The following is a 15,835-nucleotide window of genomic DNA, read 5'->3' on the forward strand; positions in this document are numbered from 1 at the left end:
CACCACCCCGCGCCGACCAGAGAGACGACAGCAGAATGAGCATGACCCCCGAGCAGGCGACCTGGTTCTCCGACATCTTCGGCCGCCTGGTCGCCAACGTCGACCAGGTCCTCCTCGGCAAGTCGTTCGTCGTCAGGCTCTCGTTCACCGCCCTGCTCAGCGAGGGCCACCTCCTCCTGGAGGACTTCCCGGGCACGGGCAAGACCTCGCTCGCCCGCGCGGTCGCGCAGACCGTGCAGGGCACGAGCAGCCGGGTCCAGTTCACGCCCGACCTCCTGCCCGGCGACATCACCGGCGTCAGCATCTACGACCAGAAGAAGGGCGAGTTCGAGTTCCACCGCGGGCCCGTCTTCGCCAACATCGTGCTCGCCGACGAGATCAACCGCGCGAGCCCGAAGACGCAGTCGGCCCTGCTGGAGGTCATGGAGGAGTCGCGGGTGACGGTCGACGGCATCAGCCACGACGTCGGCGCGCCGTTCATGGTGATCGCGACCCAGAACCCCGTCGAGCAGGCGGGCACCTACCGCCTCCCCGAGGCCCAGCTCGACCGGTTCGTCATGAAGACCTCCATCGGCTACCCCGACCATGCGGCCACGGTCCGGATCCTCGAGGGCTCCGCGACGCGGGTCCACGAGGGGTCGATCTCGCCCGTGGTCCAGGCCGGCGTCGTCGTCGAGATGGCCCGTCTCGCCCGCACGGTGCACGTCGAGTCGACGATCAACGACTACGTCGCCCGGCTCGTCGAGGCGACGCGGACGGCTCAGGAGGTGCGGCTCGGCGTGAGCGTCCGTGGTGCGCTGTCGCTGGTGCGCTGCGCGAAGACCTACGCGGCCTCGCTCGGCCGGCACTACGTGACGCCCGACGACGTCAAGGTGCTCGCCGAGCCCGTCCTGGCTCACCGACTCGTGCTCGACCCGGAGGCGGAGTTCGACGGCGTCACGGCGTCGAGCGTCGTCAGCCAGCTCCTCATCGAGACGCCCCCGCCCGCGGAGAGGGTCGCCGTGTGAACGAGGACGCAGCGGGACCCGTCGGGGCCTCGCGCGGGTCCGTCGCTCCGCGCGAGCGCAGCCGCACCCGGGGCGGACAGGTCGCCCGCGGGGGCGTCGACGCGTCGTTCGCGACCGGCACGCGCGGGCTGACGAACGCCCGCACGCGGCTCGTCGGCGACCGCACCGGCCCCGTGGCCGACGGCCTCGTGCTCGTGGTCCGGGCCGTCCGCGGCGTGCGCCGCGTCACCGCGCGCGCGGTCACGGTCGTCTCGGGCGTCGTGACGCCCGTGGGGTGGGCGATGCTCGTCGCCGCGCCCGTCGGCCTGGCGGCGGGCCTGGTGCTCGGCTGGCAGGAGCTCCTGGTGATCGGCTGGGCCGCGGTCGTCATGCTCCTCGTCGCGGCGGTGTACCTGATCGGGAGGAACGCCTTCACGGTCGAGCTCCACCTCCCGCACGAGCGGGTCGCCGTCGGTGACAACGCGTCCGGGACGGTCACGGTGCAGAACCCCACCCGGCGGCGGCTCCTCGGCGTCTCCGTCGAGGTCCCCGTCGGCGTCGGCCTCGCCGAGCTGAGCCTGCCGGGCCTGCGGGCGGGGGAGTCGCTCACCGAGACGTTCCCCGTGCCGACGACGCGCCGGGGGGTCGTGCGGGTCGGCCCCGTCCGCACCGTCCGGGGCGACGCGGTCGGCCTCGTGCGGCGCGAGCTGGAGTGGACGGGCGTGACCGAGCTCTTCGTGCACCCGCGGACGATCGGCATCGCGAGCTCGAGCACCGGCCTCATCCGCGACCTCGAGGGCAACCCCACGAGGGACCTCAGCCCGAGCGACATCTCCTTCCACGCCCTGAGGGAGTACCAGCCGGGCGACGAGCGGCGGAACATCCACTGGCGCTCGACCGCCAAGACCGGCACCTACATGGTCCGCCAGTTCGAGGAGAGCCGCCGGAGCCACGTCGTCATCGCCCTCAGCGTCGCCCGCGACGACTTCGCGGGCGACGAGGAGTTCGAGCTGGCCGTCAGCGTTGCCGGCTCCCTCGGCGTCCGGGCGATCCGCGACGCCCGGCAGGTGAGCGTGGTGGTGGGCGAGCGCACGCCGGAGTTCGCCAAGCGCAAGGTGCTCGCCGTCCGTGAGCTCAGCACGCTGACCCGCAACCGCCTCCTCGACGACCTCGCGGTCGTGGAGCGCGACGAGTCGGCCCTGCGGATCGACGACGTGGCGCGCGTGTCGAGCACGCAGGTGTCGGGGGTGAGCGTCGCGTTCCTCGTGGTGGGGTCGAGCACCACCCTGACCGAGATGCGGTCCGCCGCCCTGCAGTTCCCGCTCGGCGTCGAGGCCGTCGCCGTCGTCTGCGACCCCGAGTCGGTGCCGGGCATGGTGCGCGTCGCCGACCTGACGGTGCTGACGGTGGGGTACCTCGACGACCTGGCGCTCTCCCTGGCCCGGGCGGCGGCGACGTGACCGCGCACGACCTGGGGGAGCGCCGACGGGCCGGTGACCTGCGGGTGCGGGTCCGGCGGCCCCGGCTCCGCGCCTCCTTCGTCTCCCTCGCGTGCGCGCTGCTCGGGCTGGCCACCCTCGTCTCCGTGCTGCCGTTCTGGCCCGTCTACCAGAGCGCGGAGTTCGTCGTCACCGTCGTGGTGACGGTGCTCGTCGGCACCACGGTCGGCGTCGCCGGAGCCGTGCTGCGCCTCTCCAGCTTCGTCGTCCTCCTGGCCACGGTGGCGGCGTACCTCCTGCTCGGCGTCCCCCTCGCCGTGCCCTCCGGTGCGCTCTGGGGAGTCCTCCCCACCCTCGACGGCCTCCGTCAGCTGGTCGTCGGCACCGCCCTCGGCTGGAAGCAGCTGCTGACCATCTCGTTGCCCGTCGGCAGCTACGAGGCGCTGCTCGTGCCGCTGTTCGTGCTGCTGCTCGTCGTCTCGGTCGTCGGGACGTCCGTGGCGCTCCGCACCCGGCGCGGCGAGCTGGCGATCGCCGGTCCCGTCGTCGTCCACCTGGCCGGCATCGTCCTCGGGCCGCAGGACGCCGTCCTGCCGCGGGTCGCCGGGCTGGCGCTGCTCACGACGTGCGTCGCCTGGTTCGTCTGGTGGCGCCTCCGTCGTCGTCGCCTGGCGGTCGACGCCCTCGCGGGGAGCCGCCCGGCGAGCTCGACGGGCCACGGGCACGGGACCGTCGCGGGGCGTGCCGTCGCGGGCACCGTCCTGACCCTGGTCGTGGCCGCCTCCACCGCCGTCGGGGCCGTCGCCCTCCTGCCGTCCCCGAGCGACCGGGTGGTGGCCCGCTCGCTCGTCGCCCAGCCGTTCGACCCGCGCGACGAGGTGAGCCCGCTGACGCGCTTCCGCGTCTACGAGCAGGAGCCGCTCGTCGACGACGAGGTCTTCCGCGTCCGGGGGCTCGCGCCCGGGCAGCTGCTGCGCCTCGCGACCCTCGACACCTACGACGGCGTCTCGTACACGGTCGGCAGCGGCTCGGTGTCGAGCGCGTCGGGCACCTTCGACCTCGTGCCGTCCACCGTCGACCAGTCCGCCGTCGTGGGCGCGCCGACGAGCGTGTCGGTCGACGTCGGCTCCTACGACGGCATCTGGCTGCCGACCGTGGGGGCGCTCCGCGACGTCGCCTTCTCGGGCCCGACCGCCGCCGCACGACGGGAGCGGTTCTACTACAACGACGTGACGAGCACGGCCGCCGTCGTCGGGGGAGTCTCCGAGGGCGACACCTACAGCCTCCAGGCCGTCCTGCCCCGGCAGCCGTCCGGGGGAGACCTCGACGGTCTGACGCCCGGCACCGACGCCGTCCCGGCGCCCCGGGCCGTCCCCGACGAGCTGAGCACGGCCCTGGACGGCTACGTCGAGGGAGTCACGGGGCCGGGTGCCCAGCTGCAGGCCGCCCTCGAGGGCCTCCGGACGCAGGGCTACGTGAGCCACGGCGTCTCCGCCGACGAGCCGTCCAGCCGGTCGGGCCACGGGGCCGACCGCATCGCCCAGCTCTTCACGGACCCGGTCATGGTCGGCGACGGCGAGCAGTACGCGACCGCGGCCGCCCTGATGGCCGACCAGCTCGGCTTCCCCGCCCGCGTGGTGATGGGCTTCGTGCCGGGCGAGGAGGCGCCCGTCGACGACCAGGGGGCCGTCGCGATCACCGGTGGCGACGTCACCGCCTGGATCGAGGTCGACACCGCCCAGTTCGGCTGGGTGGCCCTCGACCCGAACCCGGAGGAACGCCCCGTCCCCGAGGAGCAGCTGCAGGACCCGAGCCAGGTCTCGCGCCCGCAGTCCGTCGTGCAGCCGCCCCCGCAGGACCCGCAGGTGCGCGACGACCAGGCTCCGCCGCAGACGGCGCAGGAGGACGCCGACACGCCCCCCGAGTGGCTCGCGGCGCTCCTCGTGGTCGTCACGGTCGCCGGGTGGCTCGCCGTGGTCGCGGGGATCGTGGCGGCGCCGTTCCTGGCCGTGGTCGGGCTGAAGGTCCGCCGTCGTCGACGCCGCCGGAGGGCGGCGTCGGCCGCGGCCCGGATCACCGGCGGCTGGCGGGAGTTCGAGGACGCCGTGGTCGACCACGGCGTCGACACGCCACCGGCGGCGACCCGCAGCGAGGTCGCCGCCCGGGTGGGGGGAGCGCGGACGGCGGTGCTGGCCCGCGTGGCCGACCGGGCGGTCTTCGGGCCGTCCGCCCCGCCGGAGGAGGACGCCGACCGCGTCTGGGCCGTCGTCGAGGACCTCCGCCGGTCGCTCGGGGAGGGCCTCACCCGGTGGCAGCGGGTCAAGGCGGCGGTCTCGCTCCGCTCGCTCCGTCGATACCATGGCCGGACACGTCCCGAGCGCTAGAGGAACCTCATCGATGCACTGCCCCACCTGCGCCAGCCCCCTCCCCGTCGGAGCCATGTTCTGCGGCGAGTGCGGTCGGGCCGTCACGAGCGCGGACGTGCAGGCGGCCCGTCGGGCGGAGGAGGCCGAGGCCGCGCGCGTCGCCGAGGCGGGGCCGGCACCGGCCGCTGAGACGCCGTCCTGGCGCCTCGAGCAGCCCGACCGTCCGCTGCCGGGCGAGCAGGAGCCCTGGTGGGTGCGCGAGCGTCGCGCCCCTGCCGCGCCGCCGGCGTGGTCCGGCCAGCCCGTGCAGCCCCTCCCGACGACGCCCGAGGCGCGCCCCGCCCCGACGGAGCCCGACGACGGGCCCGTCGACAGGCCGGCCGAGGCTGCGACACCGACCGCCGCACCGGCACCGGCACCGGCCCCGGCCCCGGCACCCGCGCCCGCGGCGGCCCCCGCTGTCCGCCCCGCGCCCCTGCGCGTGCCCGGTGCCGACGACGACGGCCCGCGGCCCACGTCGGCCCCGCTGTGGACGGCGTCCCTGGCCCCTGTCCCCGAGGCCGCGTCGGCGCCGGCCGACGCCGGCGATCCGGCCCCCGTCGACCAGGAGTCGCGCACGCGCCCGGAGGCGGAGGCGGAGGCCGACGAGGCGGCGCCCGCCCGCGACGACGTCGCCTCACCGGACGACGTCGCCTCACCGGACGACGTCGACGCCGAGCCGCGCGACGACGAGGCCGTCCCGACCGACGACGCGGCCCAGGCCGACGACCACGTGATCGGCGCGACGTCGGAGGCGTCCGGTCCCGCGACGCCCGCCGCCGAGACCGCCACCGCCGGTGCCCCGGACCAGGACGACTCCGCCGAGCACGACCAGAGCGTCGACGTGACGCCCGCGGCCGACGACGACGACGGCGCCGCGTCCGCCGACGCGCAGGCCGCCGAGCCCGAGCCGGCCTCGGCTCCCGTGCCCCTCCGCGAGCCCGTCTCGTTCGCCCCCGCGGCGGGCGACACGGCCCCCGTCGCCCCCGTGCCCCTCGTGGAGCCGGGCCGCGCGGCCGCCGTCGAGCACTGCACCCACTGCGGAGCCGCCCTCCACGAGGACGACATCTTCTGCCCCGAGTGCGGTGCCGTCGTGCAGTCCGTCGCCCTGTCGTTCACCGGGCCGATCGCTCCCGTGCCGGCCAGCTGGACGCCGCCGACCGCGCCGGCGCCCGACGTGCGGGTCGAGCCGGCGCCCGTCGAGCCCGCCACCCCCCGCGAGGCGGCGCCCGTCGAGCAGCCCTCGCCCCGGCCGGTCACGCCGCCCGCGCCCCCGGCCCCCGTGGTGCCCCCGGCCCCGCGGGCGCCCGAGGCCTCGCCGTGGCGCCCCTCGCCCCTGCCTTCTCACCTGACGCCGTCCGACGACGACGTCGACGCCACCCGGCTCGTCCGGCGCGGCCCCGTGGGCACCCCCTACCTCCTCCAGTTCAGCACCGGCGAGAGCGTGACCGTCGACGGCTCGGGCCTGCTCGGCCGTGCGCCCGCCCCGCAGCCCGGCGAGCGCTTCGACCAGCTCGTCCGCATCGTCGACCCCGGCAAGTCCGTCTCCAAGACGCACCTCGAGTTCGGGCAGGAGTTCGGGGCGCTCTGGGTGAGCGACCGGTGGTCGGGCAACGGCACCGTCGTCCGGCCCCACGACCAGCCCGCCCGCCGGGTGGAGCCCGGCACACGGGTGCGCGTCGCGCGGGGCACCCGCGTCGAGATCGGCGAGCAGTTCTTCGTAGTCAGCTGAGGTCCCTCCCCAGCTGACGGTGCTCCCGTCCGTCCCCCGGCGTCGGCACGCGTCTCCCGTGGAGGCCGCGCGACGTGGTCTCCTCGAGCATGCCCCCGCTTCCCCGTGCTCCCCAGGCCCCGGCCCCCGACGTCCCGTCGCCCGGGGAGCCGCGGGCGCCCCGCGCCGCCGTCCGCCGGGACGCCGCCCTGGTCGCCGCCGGGGTGGCAGCGGTCGTGCTGACCACCGGCGGGCCACGGTCCTGGAGCGTCGCCGTCGCCGCCGCGGCCGCCTCCTGGGTCGGCACGACGGCGGCGAGGGCCCTCCGACGCCGGAGGCCACGGTCACGTCGAGTCGCGCGGGAGCACGAGGAGGCGGTGGTCGCGGTCACGAGACGGCTCGCGGTCGTGGCCGACGACCTGTCGGCCGAGTTCCCGAGCTCGGCGGCGCTCGCGGAACTCGTGCGTCGTCGCGGAGGCCTCCGGTCCCTAGCGCCGCGAGGCCCCCGCGGCGCGGCCTGGCTCGTCCTCGGCACGGGGGAGGTCGACGTGGGCGCGGCGGTGCTCGGCGACGACCCGGTCACCGCGGGGCGACGTGCCCCGGCCCGGCGGGCCGCGACGATCGCCCGGGGCCCGCTCTGCGTCGACGCCCGGGGCGGTGTCGACGTCCACGGCCCCGCCGTGCTCGTCCGCGGGGTCGCCGCGGGCCTCCGGCTGCAGCTCCGCGCGCAGGGCGGCCCGGTCGACGCGGTGGCCGTCGTCGGTGAGGACGCACCGAGCAGGGAGCCGGCCGCGTGCGTGCTGGTCGTCGCGCGGGACGGCACCGCGACGGTGACCCGCCGCGACGGGCGTGCGTGCGAGGTGCCCGTCCAGGTCTGGAGCATCTCGGTGCACGACGACGCGGAGCGGGCACGGCCGTGACGCGGCTCGACCCTCGCCGGGGCCGGAGTTCGCGAGGGCCCTCAGCGCCCCGCGGCGACGAGCTCGGGGCTCACCTCGATGCCGCCGACGACGACGCCTCCGCCGAGGACGGGCTCCAGGGTCGCCTCGACGACGCGACGTGCCGCGTCGGCGTCCACCGCGCCCTCGGCGACGAGGAGGTGCAGCGCGACGAGCGTCCCCGCGCGCACGTTGCCGTCCAGCACCTTGACGGCGACGCCCACGCCGTCCGGCGTGCCCATCACCATGACGCCCTCGGCCCCGAGCTTCGCGAAGACGCCGAGCTCATCGACCGTGACGGTGTTGGCGCGGCCGGGGCCGTCGATGGCCCAGGCGTCGGCGAACACCGCGTCGACGAGACGAGCGGCCTCGGGGTCGCCCGCCCGGCGGCCGGGCGCCACCGAGCCGGCGACCCGCGCGACGGAGCGCGCGAGCCCCGTCACGGTCGTCGCGAACACCGGGGCGCCGCAGCCGTCGACGCCCGCGTGGTCGACGACCTCGCCGGTGTACTCGCTCACGGTCTCGCGCACGGCACGCTGCAGCGGGTGGTCCAGGTCGACGTAGGTCGCCGGGTCCCAGCCGTTCTCGGCGCAGGCGAGGAGGAACGACGCGTGCTTGCCCGAGCAGTTCATGGCGAGCCGTCGGCTGCCGTCGGCGCGCCGGGCGCTCGCCCGGTCGCCGGGCCAGTCGGGCGGGCAGAGCAGGTCGTCCTCTCCGCTGCCGGAGCGGGCGAGCACGCTCGCGGCCAGGGCGAGGTGCTCCGGGGTGCCGGAGTGGCTCGCCGTCGCGATGGCCGCCTGGGAGCCGGGCAGCTCGACGCCCGACCGCAGCACGGTGAGCGCCTGCAGGGGCTTGAGGCACGAGCGCGGGTAGATCGAGGCACCGCCGTCGCCCACCTCCCGGAGCACGGCGCCGTCGTGGTCGACGACGACGGCCGCGCCGAGGTGCCGGCTCTCCTCCAGCCCGGAGCGCACGAGCACGGCCAGCTCACGGCTGCCCTCCGCCGTGAGCGGGCGGCGGGGGGCGGAGACGGGCGCGGGAGCACGGTGGTCGGTCATGATGGGGAGCATACCGACGCCCCCGGCCACCGACGGGGGCGTGCCCGCCACCGATCCCCGGAGGTCCCCGTGCTCGACCACCACTACGCCGTCGACCTCACCTGGACGGGCGACCGCGGCGTCGGCACGACGTCGTACCGCAGCTACGGGCGCGACGCGCTGATCTCCGCCGCGGGCAAGCGGCACGACGTCGAGGGCTCCGCCGACCGCACCTTCCACGGCGACGCCGACCGCTGGAACCCGGAGGAGCTCCTGCTCGCCGCGCTGGCCGAGTGCCACCTGCTCAGCTACCTCCACGTCGCGGCCGCCGCGGGCGTCGTCGTCGTCGCCTACTCGGACGCCGCGGAGGGCAGCATGACGCAGACCGCCGACGGGGGAGGGCGCTTCACCTCCGCGACCCTGCGGCCCCGCGTGACCGTGGCGGACGAGGGCATGGTCGAGGCCGCGACCCGGCTGCACGCGGAGGCCTCCCGCAAGTGCTTCATCGCCGCCTCCGTCGCGTTCCCGGTCGGGCACGAGCCCACGACCCTCGTCCGCGCCTCCTGACCCCGGGCACGACGCCCAGCGGACACCTCGACGTCGTGCGGCACAATGGTCTGCGCCGAGCGTCGTCGACGACCGGCCCCCACCGCCTCGACCGAGAGATCACCATGCGCCGCTCCCTGTCCCTCCTGGCCGTCCCCGCCCTCGTGCTCGCGCTCGCCGCGTGCGCCGGCGACGACGGGGCCGCCCCCGCCGACACGTCCTCGCCGTCGAGCTCGTCGAGCTCCGCCGCGAGCGACGTCCCCCAGCGCGCCACGGGCGCCGACCAGGAGCCCACCCCGGGCTTCCCGACGGTCGAGCTCGACGCCGACGGCCGACCGACCGTCACGATCCCCGACTCGGCGGCGCCCACCGAGACGCAGGTCGAGGTGCTCAAGAAGGGCGACGGCGCGGTCGTCGCCGACGGCGACACCGTCACGGTCCAGTACCAGGGCGTCAACTGGACGACCGGTGAGGTCTTCGACGAGAGCTGGTCGCGCGGAGCACCGGCGACCTTCGCCACCACGCAGGTCATCACGGGCTTCGCCCAGGGCATGGTGGGGCAGACCGTCGGCTCCCAGACGCTCGTCGTGATCCCCCCGGCCGACGGCTACGGCGCGTCGGGCCAGCCGCAGGCCGGCATCGGCGGGACGGACGACCTCGTCTTCGTCATCGACATCCTCGCCGTCGGCTGACGTGACCCGCGTGCGCCGTCTCCCGCGCCTCCTCGCGGCCGCCGTCCTGCCGCTCGTCGCGGCGGGGCTCGTCGGCTGCACGGGCGGCGGCGAGCCGGCGCCGTCCGACGGCACGGCCTCGGGCACGGCGACCGCAGCGGCCCGTGACTGCCTGCCGTCGGGACCGGCGTCGGAGTCGGTCCAGGTGTCGGGCGACGTCGGCACGCAGCCGACGATCGCCCTGAGCGGGCCGGTCGACACGTCGTCCAGCCAGCAGACGGTCGTCACCGAGGGCACGGGCGAGCGCACGGGCACGGGCGACGTCGTCCGCGTGGCGATCACGGTCTTCGACGCCACGACCGGCGACCTCGTCAACTCCGCGGGCTACGAGAGCGGCACCGGTGAGCAGCTCACCATCAGCGCCGACTACTACGTGCCGGGGCTCGAGGGCGCGCTCCTCTGCGCCCAGGCCGGCGGTCGCACGGTCACCGTCGCCTCCGCGGCCGACATGCAGCCGAGCACCGAGGGCACCGACCCGCCCAACGCCGCCGCCGTCATCGTGGTCGACACCTTCGCGGTCGTCCCGACCCGGGCGACGGGGGCCGAGCAGGAGGCGCAGCCCGGCTTCCCGTCGGTCGAGCTCGCCGACGACGGCCGCCCGACGGTCACCCTCCCCGAGGGCGACCCGCCCACGGACCTGCAGGTGGAGGTCCTCAAGCTCGGCGACGGCCCGGTCGTGCCCGACCCGGCCAACGTCACCGTCCAGTACCAGGGCGTGAACTGGCGCACCGGCGAGGTCTTCGACGAGAGCTGGGGGAGCGGCACGCTCGCGACGTTCTCGACCCAGCAGGTCGTCAGCGGCTTCGCCTCCGCGATGATCGGCCAGACCGTCGGGTCGCAGGTGCTCGTCGTCGTGCCGCCCGCGGAGGGCTACGGGGAGGCCGGCCAGGCCTCGGCCGGCATCGAGCCCGGCGACACGCTCGTCTTCGTCATCGACGTGCTCGCCGTCGCCTAGCCCGCCCCGCCCCGCCCCGAGCCGACGACCCGCCCCGAGCCGACGACCGGCGCCGGGCCGGGGCGCGGCGACCCCCGCCGAGGCCCGCCCGCGGGCCCTAGGCTGCTGGCATGCGTCGCGTCACGATCCTCGGCTCCACCGGCTCCATCGGCGTCCAGGCGCTCGACGTGGTCCGGGCCAACCCCGACCTCTTCGAGGTGGTGGGGCTCTCGGCCGGGAGCAACCGCGAGCTGGTCGAGCGGCAGGCGGCCGAGTTCGGGGTCGAGCACGTCGCGCTCGGCACCGACGAGTCCGTGGCCCTCGTCCGCGACGTCGCGACGGACGTCGTCCTCAACGGCATCACCGGCAGCGTCGGCCTCGGCCCCACCCTCGCGGCCCTCGAGTCGGGCGCGACCCTCGCGCTGGCCAACAAGGAGAGCCTCATCGTCGGCGGCGACCTCGTGCGGGAGCGCGCCCGGCCGGGCCAGATCGTGCCCGTCGACTCCGAGCACTCGGCCATCGCACAGGCGCTCCGGTCGGGGGCGGAGCGTGAGGTCCGGCGCCTGGTGCTCACCGCCTCCGGCGGCCCGTTCCGCGGTCGCACCCGGGCCCAGCTCGTCGACGTGACCCCCCGGGAGGCCCTCGCGCACCCCACCTGGGACATGGGCCTGGTGGTCACCACGAACTCCTCGACCCTGGTCAACAAGGGGCTCGAGGTGATCGAGGCGCACCTGCTCTTCGACGTCGACTACGACCGGATCGACGTCACCGTGCACCCGCAGTCGATCGTGCACTCCATGGTCGAGTTCGTCGACGGCTCCACCATCGCCCAGGCGTCGCCGCCCGACATGCGCCTGCCCATCTCGCTCGGCCTCGCCTGGCCCGACCGCGTGGCGGGCGTGGGGCGTCCGTTGGACTGGACCACCGCCTCCACCTGGACCTTCGAGCCGCTCGACACCGAGGCCTTCCCCTCCGTCGAGCTCGCGAAGCAGGTCGGCCGGGCCGGCGGCACGGTGCCTGCCGTCTTCAACGCCGCCAACGAGCAGGCCGTCCTGGCCTTCCACGAGGGCCGTGTCGGGTACCTCGGCATCCTCGACACGGTCCGCGAGGTCGTCGACCGCCACGACTCCGGCGTCGCGTCGCTCGAGGGAGTCCTCGAGGCGGAGCGCTGGGCCCGCGCGGAGGCCGACGCGCTGCTCGCCGGCTGATCCGGCCCGGCCGCCGGCGGCCGCGGTCGGGCGCCCGCCCCCAGACCTGGGGTGACGGCCCCCGCCGGCCCGGCGTTCCCAGCGTCGCCAGGGCCGGGGCGCACCTCGCCCCCTGGTCCGGGCAGCTACCCTGAGCCGGTGGAAACGATCCTGCTGTACGTGCTCGGCATCCTGATCATGGTGATCGGGCTCGGCGCGTCGATCGCGCTGCACGAGGTGGGCCACCTCGTGCCGGCGAAGAAGTTCGGGGTCAAGGTCGGCCAGTACATGATCGGCTTCGGGCCCACGATCTTCTCCCGCCGTCGCGGCGAGACCGAGTACGGCCTCAAGGCGCTGCCCCTCGGCGGCTACATCTCGATGTCGGGCATGTACCCGCCGAGCGCCGCCGGCGGCTCGCGCACGGCGAGCACCGGCTTCTTCCAGACCCTCGTGCAGGACGCCCGCACCGCCAGCGCCGAGACGATCGACGAGGGGGAGGAGGAGCGCACCTTCTACCGCCTGCCGGTCTACAAGCGGATCATCATCATGCTCGGCGGCCCCGCGATGAACCTCCTCATCGCCGTCGCCCTCTTCGCCGTCCTGCTCTGCGGCTTCGGCACGGCCCAGTCGAGCTCGACCGTGGGCTTCGTGAACGAGTGCGTCCTGCCGGCGGGCTCGACCGAGACCAGCTGCCCCGCGGGGGCGACCCCGGCTCCCGCCTACGCCGCCGGGATGCAGAACGGCGACCGGATCGTGTCGATCGACGGCGTCGCCATGACCGACGGCGACCAGGTCACGAGCACCCTGCGCGCCGCGCCCGACCAGACCCTCGACGTCGTGGTCGAGCGCGACGGGGCCGAGCAGACCCTCCAGGTCACCCCGGTGCTCACCGAGCGCGAGGTCACCGACGACGCCGGAGCCGTCGTGACGGACGCCGACGGCGCGCCGCGCACGCAGGAGGTGGGCTTCGTCGGCATCGGCTTCGCCACCGAGAACGTGCGGCAGCCCGTCACGGCCGTGCTGCCGGCTGTCGGCGACACCGTGGCCCGGGTGGCGAACGTCGTCCTGCACCTCCCGCAGCGGATGGTCGACGTCGCCCAGGCCGCCTTCGGCGGCGGTGAGCGCGACGCGAACGGCCCGGTCAGCGTCGTCGGGGTCGGGCGCATGGCGGGCGAGATCGTCAGCCTCGACAGCATCCCCGTCGTCGACCGGGCGGCGTACCTCGTCAGCCTGCTCGCGAGCCTCAACGTCGCCCTGTTCGTCTTCAACCTGGTTCCCCTGATGCCGCTCGACGGCGGCCACGTCGCCGGCGCCCTCATCGAGGCCGTCCGCCGTGCCGCCGCGAAGCTCCTCCGCAGGCCCGACCCGGGCCCCGTCGACACGGCGAAGGTGATCCCGTTGACCTTCGCGGTCGTCATCGTGCTGGGCGGCATGAGCCTGCTGCTGACCTACGCCGACATCGTCAACCCGATCAAGCTGTTCGGCTGACGCCGGGTCCACTCGGCGCTCAGCCCGCGGGGCTAGCATGTGGTCCGTGCCTGCAGTCAATCTCGGAATGCCGAAGGTCCCAGAGACCCTTGCCCCGCGACGCAAGTCGCGGCAGATCAAGGTCGGCAAGGTCCTCGTCGGAGGAGACGCTCCCGTGAGCGTCCAGTCGATGACGACCACGCCCACCCCGAACATCAACGCGACCCTCCAGCAGATCGCCGAGCTCACCGCCTCCGGCTGCGACATCGTCCGGGTGGCCGTGCCCAGCCGCGACGACGCCGAGGCGCTGCCGATCATCGCCAAGAAGAGCCAGATCCCGGTGATCGCCGACATCCACTTCCAGCCGAACTACGTGTTCCAGGCGATCGACGCCGGCTGCGCGGCCGTCCGTGTCAACCCCGGCAACATCCGCAAGTTCGACGACCAGGTCGGCAAGATCGCGGCGGCCGCCAAGGCCGCGGGCGTCTCCATCCGCATCGGCGTCAACGCCGGGTCGCTCGAGCCGAGCCTGCTCCAGAAGTACGGCAAGGCCACTCCGGAGGCGCTCGTCGAGTCCGCCGTCTGGGAGGCCTCGCTCTTCGAGGAGCACGACTTCCACGACTTCAAGATCTCGGTCAAGCACAACGACCCGGTCATCATGGTCAAGGCGTACCGGCAGCTCGCCGAGCGCGGCGACTGGCCGCTGCACCTCGGCGTCACCGAGGCCGGCCCCGAGTTCCAGGGCACCATCAAGTCGGCCACCGCCTTCGGCATCCTCCTCGGCGAGGGCATCGGCGACACGATCCGCGTCAGCCTCAGCGCCCCGCCCGCTCAGGAGGTCAAGGTCGGCCTGCAGATCCTCCAGTCGCTGAACCTGCGCGAGCGCAAGCTCGAGATCGTCAGCTGCCCGAGCTGCGGTCGCGCCCAGGTCGACGTCTACAAGCTCGCGAACGACGTCACCGACGGCCTCGAGGGCATGACCGTGCCCCTCCGCGTCGCCGTCATGGGCTGCGTCGTGAACGGCCCCGGCGAGGCCCGCGAGGCCGACCTCGGCGTCGCCTCCGGCAACGGCAAGGGCCAGATCTTCGTCAAGGGCGAGGTCATCAAGACCGTCCCCGAGGCCGAGATCGTCCAGACCCTGATCGAGGAGGCCAACCGCCTCGCCGCCGAGATGCCCCCGGGCGAGGTGGGCTCGCCCCAGGTCCTGACGGTCTGACGACCGCCCGGCGGCCGAGGCCGCCACACCCGCGGGAGGCGCGGTGCGAGTGACAGCTCGCACCGCGCCTCCCGCATGTCCGGCCCGGGCGCCGCGACGCATGTGTCGTCGTGTGACGCGCCCGCGCGCCCCCGCTCCGCGCAGCCTCCACCATGGAGGGGACGCCCGAGCGAGCGCCGACCCGGGTCGGCCACCGCAGTCGGCTCGTCGCCGCAGAGAACACCGAGGAGACACATGTCCAGCGCCACGCCCCTGATCGACGCCCCGAAGAAGGGCCCCGGTCGACTCATCGCGATCATCGTCGTCGCCGTCGTCGTGATCGCCGCCGCGATCGGGATCGGCGTGGCCGTCGCCGGCCGAGGCGGCTCCGGCGCCGCGGGGGAGACCGTGCGCATCGGGGTCGTCGGCGCGAGCGACCCGTACTGGAAGACGTTCACCGACGCCGCGGCGGAGGAGGGCATCACGGTCGACCTGGTCGACTTCTCCAGCTACGAGCAGCCCAACCCGGCGCTCACCGAGGGCGAGCTCGACCTCAACCAGTTCCAGCACATCGTCTACCTGGCCCAGTACGACGTCGCGGCCGAAGCGGACCTCGTGCCCATCGGCTCGACGGCGATCTACCCGCTGCCCCTCTACTCGCAGGAGTACACGTCGGTGGACGACTTCCAGCCCGGCGACACCGTCGCCGTCCCCGATGACGCCAGCAACCTCGCCCGGTCGCTGCTCGTGCTCCAGTCGAACGGCCTCATCACGCTGAAGGACGGCGGCGACATCTTCTCCGGGGTGGACGACATCGACGAGTCGAAGTCCACCGTCAAGGTCACGACGGTCGCCGCCGACCTCGCCGCGACGTCGCTGCCCGACTTCGCCGGGGCGATCATCAACAACGAGTACGCGACGAAGGCCGGCCTGTCGACCGACGACGTGATCGCGCAGGACGACCCGAGCGACCCCGCCGCGCTGCCCTACGTCAACGTGTTCGCGGCCCGCGCCGACGACGCCGACGACCCGACGCTGAAGAAGCTCGTGCAGATCTACCAGGACACCAAGGCCGTCACCGACGGCGTCGTCGAGAACTCGGGCGGCACCGCCGTCACCGTCAAGGTGCCGGTCGCCGACCTCGAGTCGTCGCTGGACGAGACGAAGGAGCTCGTCGAGCAGAACGGCTGACGCCCGGCCCGACCTGCCCCGCCCGACCCGTGTGCCACCCTGGTGCACGGGTCCGGCCGTCCCGCCCC

At 74.9% G+C, this 15,835-nt stretch carries 13 protein-coding genes; 12 read left to right on the top strand and 1 reads right to left on the bottom strand.

Annotated features, from left to right (window positions below; all coding sequences use genetic code 11):
* Positions 1–35 precede the first annotated feature (35 nt).
* The 5 genes from FHR77_RS04265 to FHR77_RS04285 all read left to right on the top strand — a co-directional run bounded on the left by FHR77_RS04265 (position 36) and on the right by FHR77_RS04285 (position 7,461).
* Positions 36–1,007, top strand: coding sequence for an AAA family ATPase (locus FHR77_RS04265; protein ID WP_167258963.1), 972 nt, complete (start codon positions 36–38; stop codon positions 1,005–1,007).
* Positions 1,004–2,446 carry a DUF58 domain-containing protein gene (locus FHR77_RS04270; RefSeq protein ID WP_167258964.1) on the top strand — a complete coding sequence of 481 codons (1,443 nt, stop codon included), beginning with the start codon at positions 1,004–1,006 and terminating at the stop codon, positions 2,444–2,446. Before FHR77_RS04265 ends, FHR77_RS04270 begins: the two co-directional genes overlap by 4 nt.
* Entirely contained in the window at positions 2,443–4,809 is a 2,367-nt protein-coding gene (locus FHR77_RS04275) for a transglutaminaseTgpA domain-containing protein (protein ID WP_167258965.1), read from the top strand. The genes FHR77_RS04270 and FHR77_RS04275 overlap by 4 nt, the downstream gene beginning before the upstream one ends.
* Positions 4,810–4,822: 13 nt before the next feature.
* Positions 4,823–6,562 (top strand): zinc-ribbon domain-containing protein, encoded by a 1,740-nt coding sequence (locus FHR77_RS04280; RefSeq protein WP_167258966.1) that lies wholly within the window; start codon positions 4,823–4,825, stop codon positions 6,560–6,562.
* Between the two features lie 89 nt (positions 6,563–6,651).
* Positions 6,652–7,461 (top strand): hypothetical protein, encoded by an 810-nt coding sequence (locus tag FHR77_RS04285; RefSeq protein ID WP_167258967.1) that lies wholly within the window; start codon positions 6,652–6,654, stop codon positions 7,459–7,461.
* A 41-nt stretch (positions 7,462–7,502) separates the two neighbouring features.
* Here FHR77_RS04285 and FHR77_RS04290 read toward each other — a convergent pair whose 3' ends face one another.
* Complete coding sequence (locus FHR77_RS04290; RefSeq protein ID WP_167258968.1) at positions 7,503–8,537, bottom strand: asparaginase; 1,035 nt, start codon at positions 8,535–8,537, stop codon at positions 7,503–7,505.
* 69 nt (positions 8,538–8,606) lie between these two features.
* Between FHR77_RS04290 and FHR77_RS15910 the strand changes: the two genes are divergently transcribed.
* From FHR77_RS15910 to FHR77_RS04325, 7 genes are all read left to right on the top strand, one after another.
* Positions 8,607–9,083: an OsmC family protein gene (locus FHR77_RS15910; protein ID WP_167258969.1), complete on the top strand. Its 477-nt coding sequence runs from the start codon at positions 8,607–8,609 to the stop codon at positions 9,081–9,083.
* A gap of 104 nt (positions 9,084–9,187) precedes the next feature.
* The gene (locus FHR77_RS04300) at positions 9,188–9,754 is read left to right on the top strand and encodes an FKBP-type peptidyl-prolyl cis-trans isomerase (protein WP_167258970.1); all 567 of its coding nucleotides are present in this window, start codon (positions 9,188–9,190) and stop codon (positions 9,752–9,754) included.
* Positions 9,755–9,764: 10 nt separating this feature from the next.
* Complete coding sequence (locus FHR77_RS16575; protein ID WP_167258971.1) at positions 9,765–10,748, top strand: FKBP-type peptidyl-prolyl cis-trans isomerase; 984 nt, start codon at positions 9,765–9,767, stop codon at positions 10,746–10,748.
* Positions 10,749–10,858: 110 nt separating this feature from the next.
* Positions 10,859–11,935 carry a 1-deoxy-D-xylulose-5-phosphate reductoisomerase gene (dxr, locus tag FHR77_RS04310; protein WP_167258972.1) on the top strand — a complete coding sequence of 359 codons (1,077 nt, stop codon included), beginning with the start codon at positions 10,859–10,861 and terminating at the stop codon, positions 11,933–11,935.
* Positions 11,936–12,073: 138 nt separating this feature from the next.
* A complete protein-coding gene (locus tag FHR77_RS04315) occupies positions 12,074–13,402 on the top strand; it encodes a M50 family metallopeptidase (RefSeq protein ID WP_341777218.1) in 1,329 nt (442 codons plus the stop codon).
* 46 nt (positions 13,403–13,448) lie between these two features.
* Positions 13,449–14,597, top strand: a complete 1,149-nt coding sequence (ispG, locus tag FHR77_RS04320) for a flavodoxin-dependent (E)-4-hydroxy-3-methylbut-2-enyl-diphosphate synthase (RefSeq protein WP_185232272.1) — start codon at positions 13,449–13,451, stop codon at positions 14,595–14,597.
* A gap of 234 nt (positions 14,598–14,831) precedes the next feature.
* On the top strand, positions 14,832–15,767 hold the full coding sequence (locus FHR77_RS04325) for a MetQ/NlpA family ABC transporter substrate-binding protein (protein ID WP_167258973.1): 936 nt from the start codon (positions 14,832–14,834) through the stop codon (positions 15,765–15,767).
* The last annotated feature ends 68 nt before the right edge of the window (positions 15,768–15,835 follow it).

The sequence above is a fragment of the Frigoribacterium endophyticum genome (assembly GCF_011759585.1).
GTDB classification, from domain to species: Bacteria; Actinomycetota; Actinomycetes; order Actinomycetales; family Microbacteriaceae; genus Frigoribacterium; species Frigoribacterium endophyticum.

What these genes read in the sequence shown, in the direction of transcription:
- FHR77_RS04265 (WP_167258963.1), top strand. Translation starts at nt 36, where the DNA reads ATGAGCATGACCCCCGAGCAGGCGACCTGGTTCTCCGACATCTTCGGC.
- FHR77_RS04280 (WP_167258966.1), top strand. Translation starts at nt 4,823, where the DNA reads ATGCACTGCCCCACCTGCGCCAGCCCCCTCCCCGTCGGAGCCATGTTC.
- FHR77_RS04285 (WP_167258967.1), top strand. Translation starts at nt 6,652, where the DNA reads ATGCCCCCGCTTCCCCGTGCTCCCCAGGCCCCGGCCCCCGACGTCCCG.
- FHR77_RS04290 (WP_167258968.1), bottom strand. Translation starts at nt 8,537, where the DNA reads ATGACCGACCACCGTGCTCCCGCGCCCGTCTCCGCCCCCCGCCGCCCG.
- FHR77_RS04300 (WP_167258970.1), top strand. Translation starts at nt 9,188, where the DNA reads ATGCGCCGCTCCCTGTCCCTCCTGGCCGTCCCCGCCCTCGTGCTCGCG.
- dxr (WP_167258972.1), top strand. Translation starts at nt 10,859, where the DNA reads ATGCGTCGCGTCACGATCCTCGGCTCCACCGGCTCCATCGGCGTCCAG.
- FHR77_RS04325 (WP_167258973.1), top strand. Translation starts at nt 14,832, where the DNA reads ATGTCCAGCGCCACGCCCCTGATCGACGCCCCGAAGAAGGGCCCCGGT.